Origin of the sequence: Neisseria perflava, assembly GCF_024170405.1 — a bacterium.
Taxonomy (GTDB): Bacteria; Pseudomonadota; Gammaproteobacteria; order Burkholderiales; family Neisseriaceae; genus Neisseria; species Neisseria perflava_B.
In genome coordinates this window covers 19,599-33,944 of record NZ_JALJYC010000020.1, presented here as the reverse complement: position 1 = coordinate 33,944, position 14,346 = coordinate 19,599, and the positions used below count along the sequence as shown (strand labels likewise).

13 protein-coding genes and 7 tRNA genes are annotated in these 14,346 nt (G+C 51.8%); 17 read left to right on the top strand and 3 right to left on the bottom strand.

Features of this window, described 5'->3' with window-relative positions; genetic code table 11:
- Positions 1-101 precede the first annotated feature (101 nt).
- From ccoG to J2T37_RS08250, 11 genes are all read left to right on the top strand, one after another.
- Positions 102-1,631 carry a cytochrome c oxidase accessory protein CcoG gene (ccoG, locus tag J2T37_RS08300; RefSeq protein WP_253355133.1) on the top strand — a complete coding sequence of 510 codons (1,530 nt, stop codon included), beginning with the start codon at positions 102-104 and terminating at the stop codon, positions 1,629-1,631.
- 1 nt (position 1,632) lies between these two features.
- Positions 1,633-2,193, top strand: a complete 561-nt coding sequence (locus J2T37_RS08295; RefSeq protein ID WP_367398810.1) for a FixH family protein — start codon at positions 1,633-1,635, stop codon at positions 2,191-2,193.
- Between the two features lie 202 nt (positions 2,194-2,395).
- Entirely contained in the window at positions 2,396-2,959 is a 564-nt protein-coding gene (locus tag J2T37_RS08290) for a type IV secretion protein Rhs (protein ID WP_253355132.1), read from the top strand.
- Positions 2,960-3,085: 126 nt separating this feature from the next.
- On the top strand, positions 3,086-3,649 hold the full coding sequence (gene pgsA, locus J2T37_RS08285) for a CDP-diacylglycerol--glycerol-3-phosphate 3-phosphatidyltransferase (RefSeq protein WP_253355131.1): 564 nt from the start codon (positions 3,086-3,088) through the stop codon (positions 3,647-3,649).
- Positions 3,650-3,752: 103 nt separating this feature from the next.
- Positions 3,753-3,828: transfer RNA gene (locus tag J2T37_RS08280), tRNA-Gly, on the top strand.
- Between the two features lie 17 nt (positions 3,829-3,845).
- Positions 3,846-3,921: transfer RNA gene (locus J2T37_RS08275), tRNA-Gly, on the top strand.
- A gap of 26 nt (positions 3,922-3,947) precedes the next feature.
- Positions 3,948-4,023: transfer RNA gene (locus tag J2T37_RS08270), tRNA-Gly, on the top strand.
- A gap of 25 nt (positions 4,024-4,048) precedes the next feature.
- Positions 4,049-4,124 (top strand) — tRNA-Gly (locus tag J2T37_RS08265).
- A gap of 40 nt (positions 4,125-4,164) precedes the next feature.
- A tRNA-Cys gene (locus J2T37_RS08260) sits at positions 4,165-4,238 on the top strand.
- Positions 4,239-4,248: 10 nt separating this feature from the next.
- Positions 4,249-4,326, top strand: a tRNA-Cys gene (locus J2T37_RS08255).
- 31 nt (positions 4,327-4,357) lie between these two features.
- A tRNA-Leu gene (locus tag J2T37_RS08250) sits at positions 4,358-4,447 on the top strand.
- Between the two features lie 294 nt (positions 4,448-4,741).
- On the opposite strand, the gene fumC is transcribed toward J2T37_RS08250, so the two are convergent.
- Positions 4,742-6,130 carry a class II fumarate hydratase gene (gene fumC / locus J2T37_RS08245; protein ID WP_253355130.1) on the bottom strand — a complete coding sequence of 463 codons (1,389 nt, stop codon included), beginning with the start codon at positions 6,128-6,130 and terminating at the stop codon, positions 4,742-4,744.
- Between the two features lie 531 nt (positions 6,131-6,661).
- On the opposite strand from fumC, the gene J2T37_RS08240 reads away from it, so the two are divergent.
- The 3 genes from J2T37_RS08240 to J2T37_RS08230 all read left to right on the top strand — a co-directional run bounded on the left by J2T37_RS08240 (position 6,662) and on the right by J2T37_RS08230 (position 10,313).
- Complete coding sequence (locus J2T37_RS08240) at positions 6,662-8,032, top strand: diaminobutyrate--2-oxoglutarate transaminase (RefSeq protein WP_253355129.1); 1,371 nt, start codon at positions 6,662-6,664, stop codon at positions 8,030-8,032.
- 1 nt (position 8,033) lies between these two features.
- Positions 8,034-9,566, top strand: coding sequence for a pyridoxal phosphate-dependent decarboxylase family protein (locus tag J2T37_RS08235; protein ID WP_253355128.1), 1,533 nt, complete (start codon positions 8,034-8,036; stop codon positions 9,564-9,566).
- Between the two features lie 90 nt (positions 9,567-9,656).
- Positions 9,657-10,313: an NAD(P)H-binding protein gene (locus J2T37_RS08230; RefSeq protein WP_253355127.1), complete on the top strand. Its 657-nt coding sequence runs from the start codon at positions 9,657-9,659 to the stop codon at positions 10,311-10,313.
- 38 nt (positions 10,314-10,351) lie between these two features.
- On the opposite strand, the gene J2T37_RS08225 is transcribed toward J2T37_RS08230, so the two are convergent.
- Positions 10,352-11,011 carry an NAD(P)H-dependent oxidoreductase gene (locus J2T37_RS08225; RefSeq protein ID WP_253355126.1) on the bottom strand — a complete coding sequence of 220 codons (660 nt, stop codon included), beginning with the start codon at positions 11,009-11,011 and terminating at the stop codon, positions 10,352-10,354.
- Positions 11,012-11,133: 122 nt separating this feature from the next.
- Here J2T37_RS08225 and J2T37_RS08220 point away from each other — a divergent pair, with 122 nt between their 5' ends.
- The 3 genes from J2T37_RS08220 to J2T37_RS08210 all read left to right on the top strand — a co-directional run bounded on the left by J2T37_RS08220 (position 11,134) and on the right by J2T37_RS08210 (position 13,296).
- On the top strand, positions 11,134-11,718 hold the full coding sequence (locus J2T37_RS08220; RefSeq protein WP_253355125.1) for a class I SAM-dependent methyltransferase: 585 nt from the start codon (positions 11,134-11,136) through the stop codon (positions 11,716-11,718).
- 201 nt (positions 11,719-11,919) lie between these two features.
- Entirely contained in the window at positions 11,920-12,831 is a 912-nt protein-coding gene (locus tag J2T37_RS08215) for a DMT family transporter (RefSeq protein WP_253355124.1), read from the top strand.
- A gap of 108 nt (positions 12,832-12,939) precedes the next feature.
- On the top strand, positions 12,940-13,296 hold the full coding sequence (locus J2T37_RS08210; protein WP_253355123.1) for an STAS/SEC14 domain-containing protein: 357 nt from the start codon (positions 12,940-12,942) through the stop codon (positions 13,294-13,296).
- Positions 13,297-13,403: 107 nt separating this feature from the next.
- Here J2T37_RS08210 and J2T37_RS08205 read toward each other — a convergent pair whose 3' ends face one another.
- Positions 13,404-14,210: a DUF4198 domain-containing protein gene (locus J2T37_RS08205; RefSeq protein WP_253355122.1), complete on the bottom strand. Its 807-nt coding sequence runs from the start codon at positions 14,208-14,210 to the stop codon at positions 13,404-13,406.
- Positions 14,211-14,346: the final 136 nt, after the last annotated feature.

The window sequence follows — 14,346 nt, the reverse complement described above, 5'->3', positions numbered from 1 at the left end:
CTTTGGGCGACCCTGCCTGCAAAAAGTGCTATGATTCTGTTTGCAAAAAAGGCCGTCTGAAAATAATCGGTCAAAAAGATAAGATATAAAAGGAACACAAAATGTCAGCCGACACACAACCGCGCGAACCGGAAACGCCGCAAGAGCATGAGTCGCAAAACCATCAGGCTGCGCCCGAAGCGGCCGCCCAAGCCAAGGCCAAATCTGATGCGCCTAAAAAAACTGCCAAGCCCAAATCCAGCGTGATTCAAATCCATCCAGCGGGCGAGCGTATCCATCCGAAAAAAGCGGAAGGGCGCTTTGCCAAGCTGCGTATTGCAGCGGTGCTGGCTACGCAGTTTGTCTTTTTCGTGATTCCGTGGTTCAACTGGAACGGCCGTCAGGCAGTGTTGTTTGACATTCCTGAGCGCCATTTTTATATTTTCGGCCTGTCGCTGGGCATGGGCGATTTGATTTACATGGCGCTCCTGCTGATGATTTGCGCCTTCGGCCTGTTTTGGTGGACGACTATTGCCGGACGTTTGTGGTGCGGCTACTCCTGCCCGCAGACAGTTTACACCGAAGTCATGCTGTGGATTGACAATCTGGTCGAGGGCGACCGCAACAAGCGCCTGAAATTGGAAAAGTCTCCGTGGAATTTTACCAAAATCCGCATTAAAGCGACTAAATATCTGCTGATTTTCCTGTTTTGCGCATGGACGGGTATTACCTTTGCCGGTTGGTTTACCCCGATTCGCGAGCTGGTGCCCAATTTGCTGACTTTTAGTGCCGGCGGCGGTTCGATGTTTGCGGCGGCATTCTACGGCTTCATGACTTTCCTGTTGGCGCACATCATGCGCGAAAAAGTGTGCCTGCATATGTGTCCGTATGCGCGTTTCCAAAGCGCGATGTTCGACCACGATACGCTGATTATTTCCTACGATGCCGAACGCGGCGAGCCGCGCGGTGCGCGTAAGAAAACCGCCAGCAAAGAGGAAACCCATTTGGGCGACTGTATCAACTGCGCCATGTGCGTGCAGGTCTGCCCGGTCGGTATCGACATCCGCGACGGCTTGCAATACCAGTGTATCGGTTGCGCCGCCTGTATTGATGCCTGCGACGAAATCATGGATAAAATGAGTTATCCGCGCGGTTTGATTCGTTATACCACCGAGGGCGCGTTGCAGTACGATTACGCTGAAAAAGACATTAAAAAACGCCTGCTGCGTCCGCGTGTGGCCGGTTACGGCGCGGTGTTGCTGGTGGTGATTATCGCCTTCTTGGTCGGTTTGTCCATGCGGGCAACGATGGAAGTGGATATTTTGAAAGACCGTGGCGTGATGGTGCGCGAAAACAGCAAAGGCTGGCTGGAAAATGCTTATAATCTGCGCGTACTCAATTACAGCGAACACGACCAGTTGCTGACTGCCAAAGTCAAAGGCTTTGACGACATCGCGCTGACCGGTTTGCCCGAGGGCGGATTGCGCGTTCCGGCGCGGGAAACTATTACGGTGCCGGTGCAGGTATCCACCATTCCGGAATACGCCGACAAGGGCAGCCACCCGATTGAATTTGAATTTACCTACCGCGAGTTGAAAGAGGGCACCGAGCCGGAAACCTTGGTAGAAGAAGCAACCTTTATTGGAGAATAATGTGCCGGAACAAAGCAAGCGTGTAAAACCGTGGTATCAACATTTTTGGCCGTGGCTGCTGATGGTGGGGCCAATTTTTGTGGTCATCGCCAGCGTGTCGATGTTTTTCGTGGCCAAAGCAAACATGACCGATTTGGTAACGGACGACTATTATAAAGACGGCAAACACATCGACATCCAGCTGCACCGTGACGAAGAGGCGGTTAAACGCCATATTCAGGCGCAGGTGTTAATTAGTCCGGACATGAGCGCGGCGAAGGTATTTGTCAGCGGTGATTTTGATGCCAAGCAGCCGCTGAACCTGCTGCTGATGCACCCCGCGAAAAAAGCCGACGACCAAACCATCGTGTTGAAACCCGTATCTGCCGAGCCGACAGCCGGACGCATGGGATATGAAGCCGTATTCAAACCGTTGGCGCATGCCAACCACTGGTATGTACGTGTGGAAGATGCCGCCGGCGTTTGGCGCGTGGAAAACAAATGGTTTGTCAGTCAGGGCAACGCGATTAATCTGACGCCGATGGACAAATTGTTTGGTACGGCAGATAAAGAACAGCATTGATAACGAGACTGTTTGATGCAAGGCCGTCTGAAAGAATGGGTAAAATTCTTTCAGACGGCCTTTTAAAACGTCTTTAACGATAAGATATGAGAATATCGTTATTCGTTTATTTGGTTTTGGAACGCTATCGTTTAAGGGGCAAGCGTGTTGAAAAATATTAGCCAATGTAGGCTAGACGATTGTTGGCAAAGAAAGACGAAACATGGCTAAACATTGGCGGCATTTGACCGAGCTGGAAATAGCGGCTGCTCGCCGGATTTTTTCAGACGGCATTGATTATCCAAAGGTTAGGATTTATCGTGGCATTCCGTATCTTCCGAATCTGAGCGTTGCCGTATCACCTAACGGCCATATTTATTTCCCCCGCCGTAATTGTCCGCCGGATTTTGTATTGGAGAGTGCCAATCATCAAGTATGGCTGATACATGAGCTGACGCATGTATGGCAATATCAAAACGGTTATCGCACTTGGTTGGCCGGACTGCGTCTGTTTGCTCTAGGCGGTTATTTTCGGCGCAGGGCATACCGCTATCCGCAAATATCGTCAATTTGCCATTTCAGCGATTTGAATATGGAGCAGCAAGCGGATATGCTGGCGCATTATTACACTGCATGCTATTTACCCTGTTCCGCTTATGCGCCCAAACGGGCAGATTTTCAGACGGCCTTAAGTGGTTTTCTGGAAAATCCGTGCCAAAAAGCATGGTTGCCTAAAGGGTGGGCAAACGCATTATGGCAAACTGTGTTTCGGCGCAAACATCCATGAAATATAAAAACAACACTCATCATCGTAATCGCGGCATATATTTTCGGGCTGCCGGATAAATCCGCTATAATGACCCGTCAGGCAATCTTTTGCCGTTTTTGCCGATAATACAAAAGGTTCGTTACAATGCCTTGGAATATCCCGATATTTCTGACTTGGATGCGCGTCCTGCTCATCCCTGTTTTTACCATTTTATTTTACCTGCCTTCGTCTTGGATAGACCCGCAAACGGTCAACTGGACTGCGGCCTTTATCTTTGCCGCAGCCGCCGTAACCGATTGGTTTGACGGTTTTTTGGCACGACGTTGGAAACAAACTTCCGATTTCGGTGCCTTCTTGGATCCCGTTGCCGATAAGCTGATGGTGGCAGTAGCCTTATTACTGCTGGTTAGTTTGGGGCGTACTTATGTTATCTTCGCCATGATTATCATTGGGCGGGAAATTACTATTTCCGCTCTGCGCGAATGGATGGCGCAAATGGGTAAGCGCAGCAGCGTAGCGGTAGCGACAATCGGTAAATTTAAAACCGCCGCGCAAATGGCCGCCATTTTAATGCTGATTATTGGGTTAGAAGATTTTCACGGTTTCGATTTGATTTTTTTTGGTAACATCTTGATGTTTATCGCATCTGTATTAACGCTTTGGTCAATGTTCTACTATCTGAAGATGGCTTGGAAAGAAATTCGTTGAGAATTTTTAAAAAAATTGACACAAAATGCTTGACGGAATAAAACGAATCCATAATAATAGCGTCTTCTTTGCTACGGCATGTAGCAAATGAGATTAAATTTGGGCGGGAATAGCTCAGTTGGTAGAGCGCAACCTTGCCAAGGTTGAGGTCGCGAGTTCGAGACTCGTTTCCCGCTCCACTCAAATTTAATCATTCGCGGGAATAGCTCAGTTGGTAGAGCGCAACCTTGCCAAGGTTGAGGTCGCGAGTTCGAGACTCGTTTCCCGCTCCACAGTTTTATTTCAGATGTATCTCAAAGCGGGAATAGCTCAGTTGGTAGAGCGCAACCTTGCCAAGGTTGAGGTCGCGAGTTCGAGACTCGTTTCCCGCTCCATAAAGCGCAAGATACATATGATGATGCGGGAATAGCTCAGTTGGTAGAGCGCAACCTTGCCAAGGTTGAGGTCGCGAGTTCGAGACTCGTTTCCCGCTCCAAATAGAAAAGCTGTTTGACACCAAACAGCTTTCACAGTTTGGCGAGATAGCAAAGTGGTTATGCAGCGGATTGCAAATCCGTCTACGCCGGTTCGATTCCGACTCTCGCCTCCACTTCTCCCTTGGCGGGGTGGCAGAGTGTTTATGCCGTAAGGGGTGCAACCTTTATGCAGGCCGGTTCAAATCCGCGCCCCCGCCTCCAAGTTTGATGGTTCGGTAAATGCTGAGTCATAGCCCGGATGGTGAAATAGGTAGACACAACGGACTTAAAATCCGTCGGGGCTAAACACCCCGTGCCGGTTCGATTCCGGCTCCGGGCACCACGATTCATTTTAAAAATTTAGTTATTTAAGATATTATTATGAAGCAGCTTGTTTTCAAGCTGCTTTTTGTTTATTTAGTATGGTCGTATAGATATAGTTGTTTCACATAGTTTGGTACAGCGTTGCTGCTCCTTATTCGAGGAGGAAAATGGACTAAACGACTGAAACAGTAATTTCATCCGGCTCATATTATCTATACTGTTTTAGGCTTGCTGCCTTGTCTTAGGCTAATGAAACGACTATACAAAATGCCGTCTGAAAATTTCAGACGGCATTTTGTATATCTGTATTACATCAACGGGGAGCGACCATATTAGCCGGAACCACCAGCTCGTCAAATTCTTCGCCGGTTAACAAGCCTAAATCAATGGCGGTTTCGCGCAGGGATTTGTCGGTTTTGTAGGCGGTTTTGGCGACTTTGGCGGCGTTTTCGTAGCCGATTTTGCGGTTGAGCGCGGTTACCAGCATCAGCGAATGGTGCAGGAAATAGTCGATTTTTTCCGGTACGGGTTCGATACCGGCGGCGCAGTGTTCGTTGAAACTGTTGCAGGCATCGCCCAGCAAGCGAACGGATTGCAGCAGGTTGTAGGCGATGACCGGCATATACACGTTTAATTCGAAATTACCCGAAGCGCCGGCTATGCCGATGGTAACATCGTTGCCGAACACTTGGCAGCATACCATCGTCAGTGCCTCGCATTGGGTCGGGTTGACCTTGCCCGGCATAATGGACGAACCCGGCTCGTTTTCGGGGATTTTGATTTCACCCAAACCGCAGCGCGGGCCAGAGGCGAGCCAGCGGATGTCGTTGGCGATTTTGTTGAGGCTGGCGGCCAGCGTTTTCAGCGCACCGGAAGCGTAAACAGCGGCATCGCGTCCGGCCAGCGCTTCAAATTTGTTGGGTGCGGTCACAAAGGGCAGGCCGGAGAGTTCGGCCAGTTGCGCGGCGGATTGGACGGCGTAGTCGGGATGACTGTTGAGGCCGGTACCAACGGCAGTGCCGCCCAGAGGTAATTCGTATAAGCCTTTGAGCGCGTCGTTCAGACGGCCTAAGCCGTGGTCGAGTTGGGAAACGTAGCCGGAAAATTCTTGCCCCAGCGTCAGCGGGGTGGCGTCTTGCAGATGGGTACGGCCGATTTTGACGATGGGCGCAAAGGCTTCGGCTTTGGCGTTTAACGTGTCGCGCAGGGATTTGACCGCCGGAATCAGCAGGCGGTTAATCTCAATCGCGGCAGCCACATGGATGGCGGTTGGGAAAGAATCATTGGTGGATTGGGCGTGGTTGACATGGTCGTTGGGGTGAACCGGCTGATAGGCCGCCAGCCCTGTACCGGCGATTTCGTTGGCGCGGTTGGCGATGACCTCGTTCATGTTCATATTCGATTGAGTACCCGAGCCGGTCTGCCACACCACCAGCGGGAATTGGTCGTTCAGACGGCCTGCCAAGACATCATCTGCGGCCTGTACAATCAAATCGGCTTGTTCTTGTTTGATACGACCCAATCCGGCGTTGGTAAGTGCGGCGGCTTTTTTGACCAAGGCCATGGCGTGAATCAGCGGTTGAGGCAGGGTTTCGCCGCCGATTTTGAAATTTTGGAAACTGCGTTGGGTTTGCGCGCCCCAGTAGGCTTCTGCCGGGACTTGCACTTCGCCCATGGTGTCGTGTTCGGTACGGGTATTCATGGCTGCTCCTTTGAATTAAACAAAATAAGAATGATTCGTATCATTGATTATAGCAAGCGATGTCGAGGTTTGAAAAGGCCGTCTGAAAACGAAAACCACGTTATTTTGTTTATAAATAAATAATCTGATTTTTTGTTTTTCAGACGGCCTAGGTTTATCTTTGTTGCCGCACGCATTTACTGTTTGATTCCTATTGAAAAGCGGATTTATCCCGCCGGTAAAATCTTTTCTACCCGTGTAATGAAATAATTAGGGTAAAAACGTCTAAAAGTGCTTTCATTTTTTAGAAAAAAGCGTATCATGCGCAGCACTTGCCAGTACGCTACGGGTCTTTATCAAAAGATTCCGGGCGTTCTTTTCTTTGAGACGTCTTCACAAGACGCGTACTGCATGGGGTGTGCTGCCTGCGGGCGGTTAACACCCATTGTGGGGGCTTTGGCATTCTGCGCCTGAGCCTGTTCTTCAGAGCCGGATTTTTTCATACATCATTCACACGGCTCGCTAACCCTTATCCGAGATGGTAATCTGATAATGAGCGTTACTCCTGTACATCCTATTTCCCAAGCCAGCAACCAACACTACCTGACCCGTCAGGAAGAGATGGAATCCAATGTCCGCAGCTATCCGCGCAAACTGCCTTTGGCCATTGCCAAAGCGCAAGGCTGCTGGATTACCGACGTGGAAGGCAACGAATACCTCGACTGCTTGGCAGGCGCGGGTACTTTGGCTTTGGGTCACAACCACCCTGCAACCATTAAAGCGATTCAAGACACTTTGGCCAGTGGCTTGGCACTGCATACGCTGGACATCACCACGCCGCTGAAAGACGCGTTCTCCGAAGCGTTGCTGGAGCACTTCCCCGGCGGTAAAGAAAACTACCGCCTGCAGTTCTGCGGCCCGACCGGTGCCGACGCCACCGAAGCGGCGGTCAAACTGGCGAAAACCTTTACCGGACGCGGCAACGTCATCAGCTTCTCCGGCGGCTACCACGGCATGACCCAAGGTTCGCTGGCGTTGACCGGCAATCTGGGTGCGAAAAACAATGTGCAAAACTTAATGCCGGGCGTGCAGTTTCTGCCGTATCCGCACGAATACCGCTGCCCCTTGGGAATCGGCGGCGAAGCGGGTGTCAACGCGCTGACGTATTATTTTGAAAACTTTATCGAAGACGTGGAAAGCGGCGTGGTCAAACCGGCTGCCGTGATTTTGGAAGCGATTCAGGGCGAGGGCGGAGTAGTGGTCGGCCCGACCAAATGGCTGCAAAAAATCCGCGAAGTCACCGCCAAACACGGCATTGTTTTGATTGTGGACGAAGTACAGGCCGGTTTCTGCCGTTCGGGTAAGATGTTTGCCTTCCAACATGCCGGTATCGAGCCGGATATTGTGGTGATGTCCAAAGCGGTCGGCGGCAGCCTGCCTTTGGCGGTGTTGGCGATTAAAAAAGAATTCGACGCTTGGCAACCCGCCGGCCATACCGGCACGTTCCGGGGCAACCAGCTGGCGATGGCGACCGGCCACGCTTCTTTGCGCGTTATGCGTGAAGAAAAACTGGCCGACAATGCCCGTGAGCGCGGCGATTTTATCCAAGCCGAGCTGAAAAAAATGGCGCAGGAATTTCCGTGTATCGGCAACGTGCGCGGCCGCGGCCTGATGATTGGTATTGAGATTGTGGACGAGCGCCTGAGCGCCGACCATATGGGTTCGCTGCCTGCCGATCCGGTATTGTCGGCGGAAATCCAAAAAGCCTGCTTTGCCAACAAATTACTGCTGGAACGCGGCGGCCGCAACGGTACTGTGGTGCGTCTGCTGGCGCCGCTGATTATTACGCAGGAAGAGTGCGAAGAATTTATCCGCCGCTTCCGTCAATCTGTCGCCGACGCGCTGAAAACCGTAAGGGGCTGATATGGTGGATTTTACCCGACACAAACAAGCCTTGTTCTGTAACGACCCGCAATCGGTGGCCGATTATCAAAGCACCATGAATGAGGCAGTCAACGCCGTTTCTGACTGGTTGCAGCAAGGCAAAATGTACACCGGCGGCAGCATTAAGGAATTACGTTCGCAAATCGCCTTTATGCCGTCTGAAAACGGTATGGGTCTTCAGACGGCCTTGCAGCGTGCGGTGGATTTGTTTCTCAACAAAAGCCTGAAAGTGCACCATCCGCATTCGCTGGCGCACCTGCATTGCCCAACGATGGTCGCCAGCCAAGTGGCCGAAGTCTTGATTAACGCCACCAATCAGTCTATGGATTCTTGGGATCAAAGCCCGGCCGGTTCGCTGATGGAAGTGCAGATGATAGACTGGCTGCGTCAGAAAACCGGCTACGGCAAAGGCAGCGCGGGCGTGTTTACTTCCGGCGGCACGCAGTCCAATTTAATGGGCGTATTACTGGCGCGTGATGCCTGTGTTGCCAAACACTGGCAAAATTCAGACGGCCAAGCATGGTCGGTACAGCGCGACGGCCTACCAGCCGAAGCCTTGCAAAAAGTGAAAGTGTTGTGTTCGGAAAATGCGCATTTCTCGGTGCAGAAAAACATGGCCATGATGGGCATGGGTTTTCAATCCGTGATTACCGTGCCGTGCAACGCCAATATGCAGATGGACGTGGCCGCGCTAAATGCAACCATTGACGATTTGCAGTCGCAGGGCAAAATCATCGCCTGTATCGTTGCCACCGCCGGTACTACCGACGCGGGCGCGATTGACCCGCTGCGTGAAATCTGCGCCGCCGCCGACCGTTGCGGCGCGTGGCTGCACCTCGACGCCGCTTGGGGAGGGGCATTGCTGCTGTCCAATGAGTTCCGCGATATGCTGGACGGTATTGAGCTGACCGACTCGGTCACGCTGGATTTCCACAAGCATTTCTTCCAAAGCATTTCCTGCGGCGCGTTTTTGCTCAAAGACGAGGCGAACTACCGCTTTATGCATTTTGAGGCGGAATACCTCAATTCGGCCTACGACGAAGAACACGGCGTGCCCAATTTGGTGTCTAAATCGCTGCAAACCACGCGCCGCTTTGACGCGCTGAAACTGTGGCTGACCATTGAAGCGCTGGGCGAGCAGTGGTACGGCTCCATGATAGACCACGGTATCAAGCTGTCGCGCCAAGTGGCGCAATACATCAAGCAAACCGAAGGTTTGGAATTGCTGGTCGAGCCGCAGTTTGCATCGGTGTTGTTCCGCGTTAAGCCGCAGGGCTATCCGGCCGAGTTTATCGACAGCCTGAACCAAAACGTGGCCGACGAGCTGTTTGCACGCGGCGAAGCCAATATCGGCGTGACCAAAGTCGGCACTACGCAGTCGCTGAAAATGACCCTGCTCAGCCCGGTGGCGACGTTTGAAAACGTGCAAAACCTGCTGGACTTGGTGCTGGCGGAAGCGGCGCGGATTAAAGATTCGATTGCGGCGGGAACGTATATTCCACCGATTGATTGATTCGGTTTGATATGATTTTGGTATAAACGGCTCAGGCCGTCTGAAAAATTGAATTTTTCAGACGGCCTTTTATCCGACTTGGAGGACTAAATGAAAGCATTGCTGATTGGCGCAACCGGCGCAACGGGCAGGGAAGTTTTGGCGCGTTTGCTGGCGGATGACGATTATGAACGGGTGGATATTTTCGTGCGCAAGCCGGTGACGGCGGTTCACGATAAACTGCATGTGCACGTGGTGGATTTTAGCCGCCCCAACAGTTTTGCCGATAAGGTGCGCGGCGATGTGTTGTTTTCCTGTTTGGGCACGACCCTGAAAGCAGCGGGTAGCCAAGCTGCGCAATGGGCGGTGGATTATGATATGCAACTGGCGTTTGCGCAAATGGCCAAAGCCAACGGTGTGGATACGCTGGTGCTGGTGTCGTCCGGCTATGCCAGCTCGACGGCCAAGGCGTTTTATCCGCGAATGAAAGGCTGCTTGGAACAGGCGGTGGCCGCTTTGAATTTTGCCAACCTGCTGATTTTGCGCCCGCCCCTTCTGGTGCGGCAGGGCAGCGACCGTTTCGGCGAAGTGCTCGGGGTAAAAATATTAAACGGCTTGAACAAGCTGGGCTTGCTGAAAAACATGCGGCCGTTACCGACGGATGTATTGGCAAAAGTGATGGTGGCAGCGGCAAAAACGGTAAGGGGAACGCAGATTTGGGAGGCACAGGAGATTTGGCAGGCAGCGGGAAGCAGTAAGGCCATCTGAAAAAATAAATTTCGTTTTCAGACGGCCTTGCTGTATTTTTATTCAATCCATTGTACGATTTCGTCTAACGGTTTGCGTGATTTTGGTTTGATTTCTTTGGCACGGTAGCCGAATGTCGCCATCACCGAAACGCCCCATTCTTCTGGGTCAAACGCGCCTGCTTCCGCCAAAATGCGGTTGACTTCGGCGTATTCGAAGCCTTCAATCGGGCAGGAGTCAATACCGATTAAGGCCGCGCCGCTGAGCATGTTGGCCAGCGCGATATAGGTTTGCTTGCCCGCCCAGTCAAACAGGGCGCGGGGGCTGTCGATGGCGATGTCGTATTCTTGGAATTTTTTGTACACGGCCAGGGTTTTGGCCATTTGCTCGTCGGTCAGATTGCGTTTTTCCAAACCGGCTCGTAAAAAGGCCGAATCCCAAGTGGCGTTTTTTTTCGCCAGTAATACCACCAGATGGCTGCAATCCTCAACTTGAGTCGCCATGCCCCAGCTGACGGGCTTCAATTTGCAGCGTAAATCCATATTCTGCACCACCAAAAACCGCCACGGCTCAGAGCCTACCGAGCTGGGAGAGAGGCGGGCAAGTTCCAAAATATAGGCAAAATCTTCATCACTGATTTTCTTGGATGAATCATAAGCGCGGGTAGCGGCGCGGTGGCGGAAAGCGGCCAAAACGTCTTCTTTGCGGATGGCAGACATCGGATACTCCTTTAGATGTTAACGGTATGCGCAGATTATAGTACAGCAAAGGCCGTCTGAACATTCAGACGGCCTTTGCGTTACAATATCCAATCTGATTTTGAATGATGTAAAAAGCATATATGAATAAATGGGACGAGCGTTACGGCAGCAGCGAAGATTTTATCCTCGGCAGCGAGCCGCATGAATTTCTCCGAAGGATACAAAACCGCTTGCCGACGCAGGGGCGGGCGTTGGATTTGGCAACGGGCGAAGGGCGCAACGGCGTGTTTTTGGCGCAATGCGGTTTGCAGGCCGAAGGCGCGGATACTTCGGCGGTGGGCATTGCCAAAGCGCGTAAACTGGCGGCCTTAAAGGGCGTGGATTTCGTCGCGCAGGTGGCAGATATTACCGAAATGGCGATGCCGTCTGAAACCTATGCCGTTATCAGCATGGTGTATTGCCATTTCGCTGAACCCGTGCGCAGCCGCTTGGCGCAGAAGATTGTGAACGCATTGGCGGCGGGTGGCCTGTTTGTCGGCGTGTTTTACCATCCCGAGCAGGCGGCGTTGGCAAAAGGGACGAGGGATGTTTCTATCTTGGCCGATCTGCCTGCGCTTCAGACAGCCTTTGCCGGATTGGAATGGTTGGCGGCAGAGCATTATTGCGATGGCGAAGGCGAGGATAGGAAATCGGTGATTTGCTTGTTAGGGCAAAAGGCCGTCTGAAATAAGACGGATTATTTTGCGGTAAAATGTTGTAAGCCGAATGTGTACCTATTTATATTGAATAAGGGAAACGGTGGGTACATCTACTCCTACACATTAATCAATCCGGCTTTGGCCGTCTGAAAATCCGCTGTGTTTGGCTGCGCTTTTCAGACGGCCTTTTGTTATAATATTAACCAAATTTTATCCGGATACTTACTCATGACTGATTCTGCCGCTTCGCAAACGCCTGTTGCAAAAGATCCGCTCGGTTCGGGCTGGATGATTGTTGCCGCGCTGTGTTTTACCATCATGAATTTGTGTATCAAAGCGGCGGCGAAGGAATTTGATTTCGGTAGCGGCGAGCTGGTGTTTTGGCGCATGAGTTTTGCCGCCGTGTTTCTCGGTGTGGCGGCGAAAATGCGCGGCGATACGTTTGCCACGCCGCATTGGAAAACCCACCTCAACCGCAGCGTTATCGGCAGCGCGGCGATGTTGTGCCTGTTTTATGCGCTGACCCATCTGCCGCTGGCAACGGGGGTAACGCTCAGCTATACCTCGTCGATTTTTCTAGCGGTATTTTCGTTTGTGTTTTTTAAAGAACGGATTGCGCCTTATACGCAGGCGGTGCTGGTATTCGGCTTTATCGGCGTGATTCTGCTGCTCAATCCCTCGTTTCAGGGCGGGCAGGTAGTGGCGGCGCTGTTTGGTTTGGCGGGCGGCGCGATGTCGGGCTGGGCGTATTTGAAAGTGCGTGAGTTGTCGCTTTTGGGCGAACCGGGCTGGAAAGTGGTGTTTTATCTGTCGGTGGTCGGGATGGTGATGTCGGTGGTGTGGGCGAGCCTGACCGGTTGGCATGCGCTGACGTGGGCGGCGCTGCCGTATCTCGGCGCCATCGGCCTGAGCGCAATGGTTGCCCAGCTTTGCATGACCCGCGCGTATAAGGTCGGCAACAAGTTTACCGTGGCTTCGCTGTCGTATCTGACGGTGGTGTTTTCCGCCATCGCGGGCGAAATCATGTTGGGCGATAAAATCACTTGGCAGGAAGTATTGGGCATGGTTATTATTGTAGCCAGCGGCGTATTGAGCGGCATAACGCCCGCGCGGGTTAAGCAATTCTTCATCAAACTTTAATGATTGGAACCTGCCATTGATGGCGGTAGAATAAGGGCAACACAGAAGGTAGCGTCTTATGTGTCGTCCTGTGTGTTGAAACATCAAACAAGCGAAAAAGGATAAATCATGATTTCCATCAGAGAGCAGTCTTACGGCCTGAACGTGGCGCTGTATAACGAATTTACGCTGGAAGATTTTCATGAGCTGGAGCAGGCTTTATTGGCGGCCAAACAGAGAATCCATCTGCCGGATGTCTTGCTGGACATGAGCTTGGCTAAAGATTTCACCATCGACATGGCTATTGAGCAGGTCAAATTTTTGAGTGCGCACGAAAACGATTTTGGTCGGGTTGCTATTGTCACCGATGATATTTGGATTACGCTCGGCGCGCGCATTGCCGGCTGGATTACCAACCAGCGCCCGAAATATTTTGATACCGTGGCCGAGGCGCAGGCTTGGCTGCTGGCGCAAAATTCTAAATAATCCGTCTATGGCGTGATGACGAAATAAAGGCCGTCTGAAAACCACTTTATCGGTTTTCAGACGGCCTTTGCTTATATTGATTCCGGCACAATCCATCGACGGGATTTTTAATGATGGCTGTGGCCGATTTGGAAAGTCAGCGTGCTGTAAGACGCTTGCTTTTGGCACACTTTTGGGTCGGGGTAATCGGCTTTGTAATCCACGCTGGCTTTCCAGAAACCTTGGCGCAGCGGGATAATGCCGACTACGCCGTCATCGCCGGTGGTGTCGGAGAAGGCTTGCGCTTCGGTTTTGTGGGTTTTGCTGCGGTCGCTGGTGTCAAAGCCGTCAAACGTGGCGGTAAGCGTAGCGTTCGGTAACGGCTCGCCGTTGAGCAATACTTTGACTTTAAAGCGTTCGCTGACATGGATATTGGCCGGATTGTCCAGCGGCACAATTTCCAAGCGGTGTCCGACAGGGCGGGTAATCACGGCGGTTTCCGCGCTTTCGTGGCCGACGTTGACGATGTTTTTACCGTACATCGCCGATTCTTCGCAATAGGTCGCGTCAGGCATATCTTTCAGGCTTACTCGCTTCCAACCGGCGGCGTTTTTCGACCAGAAAGTCGGTTTGTATTCGGCGGTCACGATATAGCTGCCGTCTTTGACCGCGCTTTTGCTTTGGAATTGGTAATTTTCGCCGCCGCGCTGACGCACCAAATCTTCTTTGCCTTTGGCGGTAACCAGTTGCATGGGTTTGAACAGCGCCTCGCGGTCTTTGGCAATCGGTTCCAAATCGGGAAACTCGCCGTAGCCCAATTCGGCTTTCAATACTTCTCCGCCGTGGGTATGGCCGGTATCGACCCAAACGCGGTGGGCATGGGCGGCGGAGGCTAAGAATAAGGCGGAAGTGAGGAGGAGAGCGGTTTTTTTCATGTCTGCATTATCCGTTAAGGTTGAAAGATTTTGTTATGGTATAACATATTTTTTAAAAAGAAAAGTAAAATTTGTTACGATATAACAAAAGGCCGTCTGAAACATCAGTAAAGATGTTTCAGACGGCCTGTATCCA

What these genes read in the sequence shown, in the direction of transcription:
- J2T37_RS08235 (WP_253355128.1), top strand. Translation starts at nt 8,034, where the DNA reads ATGGTGGATTTTACCCGACACAAACAAGCCTTGTTCTGTAACGACCCG.
- J2T37_RS08220 (WP_253355125.1), top strand. Translation starts at nt 11,134, where the DNA reads ATGAATAAATGGGACGAGCGTTACGGCAGCAGCGAAGATTTTATCCTC.
- ccoG (WP_253355133.1), top strand. Translation starts at nt 102, where the DNA reads ATGTCAGCCGACACACAACCGCGCGAACCGGAAACGCCGCAAGAGCAT.
- J2T37_RS08205 (WP_253355122.1), bottom strand. Translation starts at nt 14,210, where the DNA reads ATGAAAAAAACCGCTCTCCTCCTCACTTCCGCCTTATTCTTAGCCTCC.
- J2T37_RS08290 (WP_253355132.1), top strand. Translation starts at nt 2,396, where the DNA reads ATGGCTAAACATTGGCGGCATTTGACCGAGCTGGAAATAGCGGCTGCT.
- J2T37_RS08240 (WP_253355129.1), top strand. Translation starts at nt 6,662, where the DNA reads ATGAGCGTTACTCCTGTACATCCTATTTCCCAAGCCAGCAACCAACAC.
- J2T37_RS08210 (WP_253355123.1), top strand. Translation starts at nt 12,940, where the DNA reads ATGATTTCCATCAGAGAGCAGTCTTACGGCCTGAACGTGGCGCTGTAT.
- J2T37_RS08230 (WP_253355127.1), top strand. Translation starts at nt 9,657, where the DNA reads ATGAAAGCATTGCTGATTGGCGCAACCGGCGCAACGGGCAGGGAAGTT.
- J2T37_RS08225 (WP_253355126.1), bottom strand. Translation starts at nt 11,011, where the DNA reads ATGTCTGCCATCCGCAAAGAAGACGTTTTGGCCGCTTTCCGCCACCGC.
- pgsA (WP_253355131.1), top strand. Translation starts at nt 3,086, where the DNA reads ATGCCTTGGAATATCCCGATATTTCTGACTTGGATGCGCGTCCTGCTC.
- J2T37_RS08215 (WP_253355124.1), top strand. Translation starts at nt 11,920, where the DNA reads ATGACTGATTCTGCCGCTTCGCAAACGCCTGTTGCAAAAGATCCGCTC.
- fumC (WP_253355130.1), bottom strand. Translation starts at nt 6,130, where the DNA reads ATGAATACCCGTACCGAACACGACACCATGGGCGAAGTGCAAGTCCCG.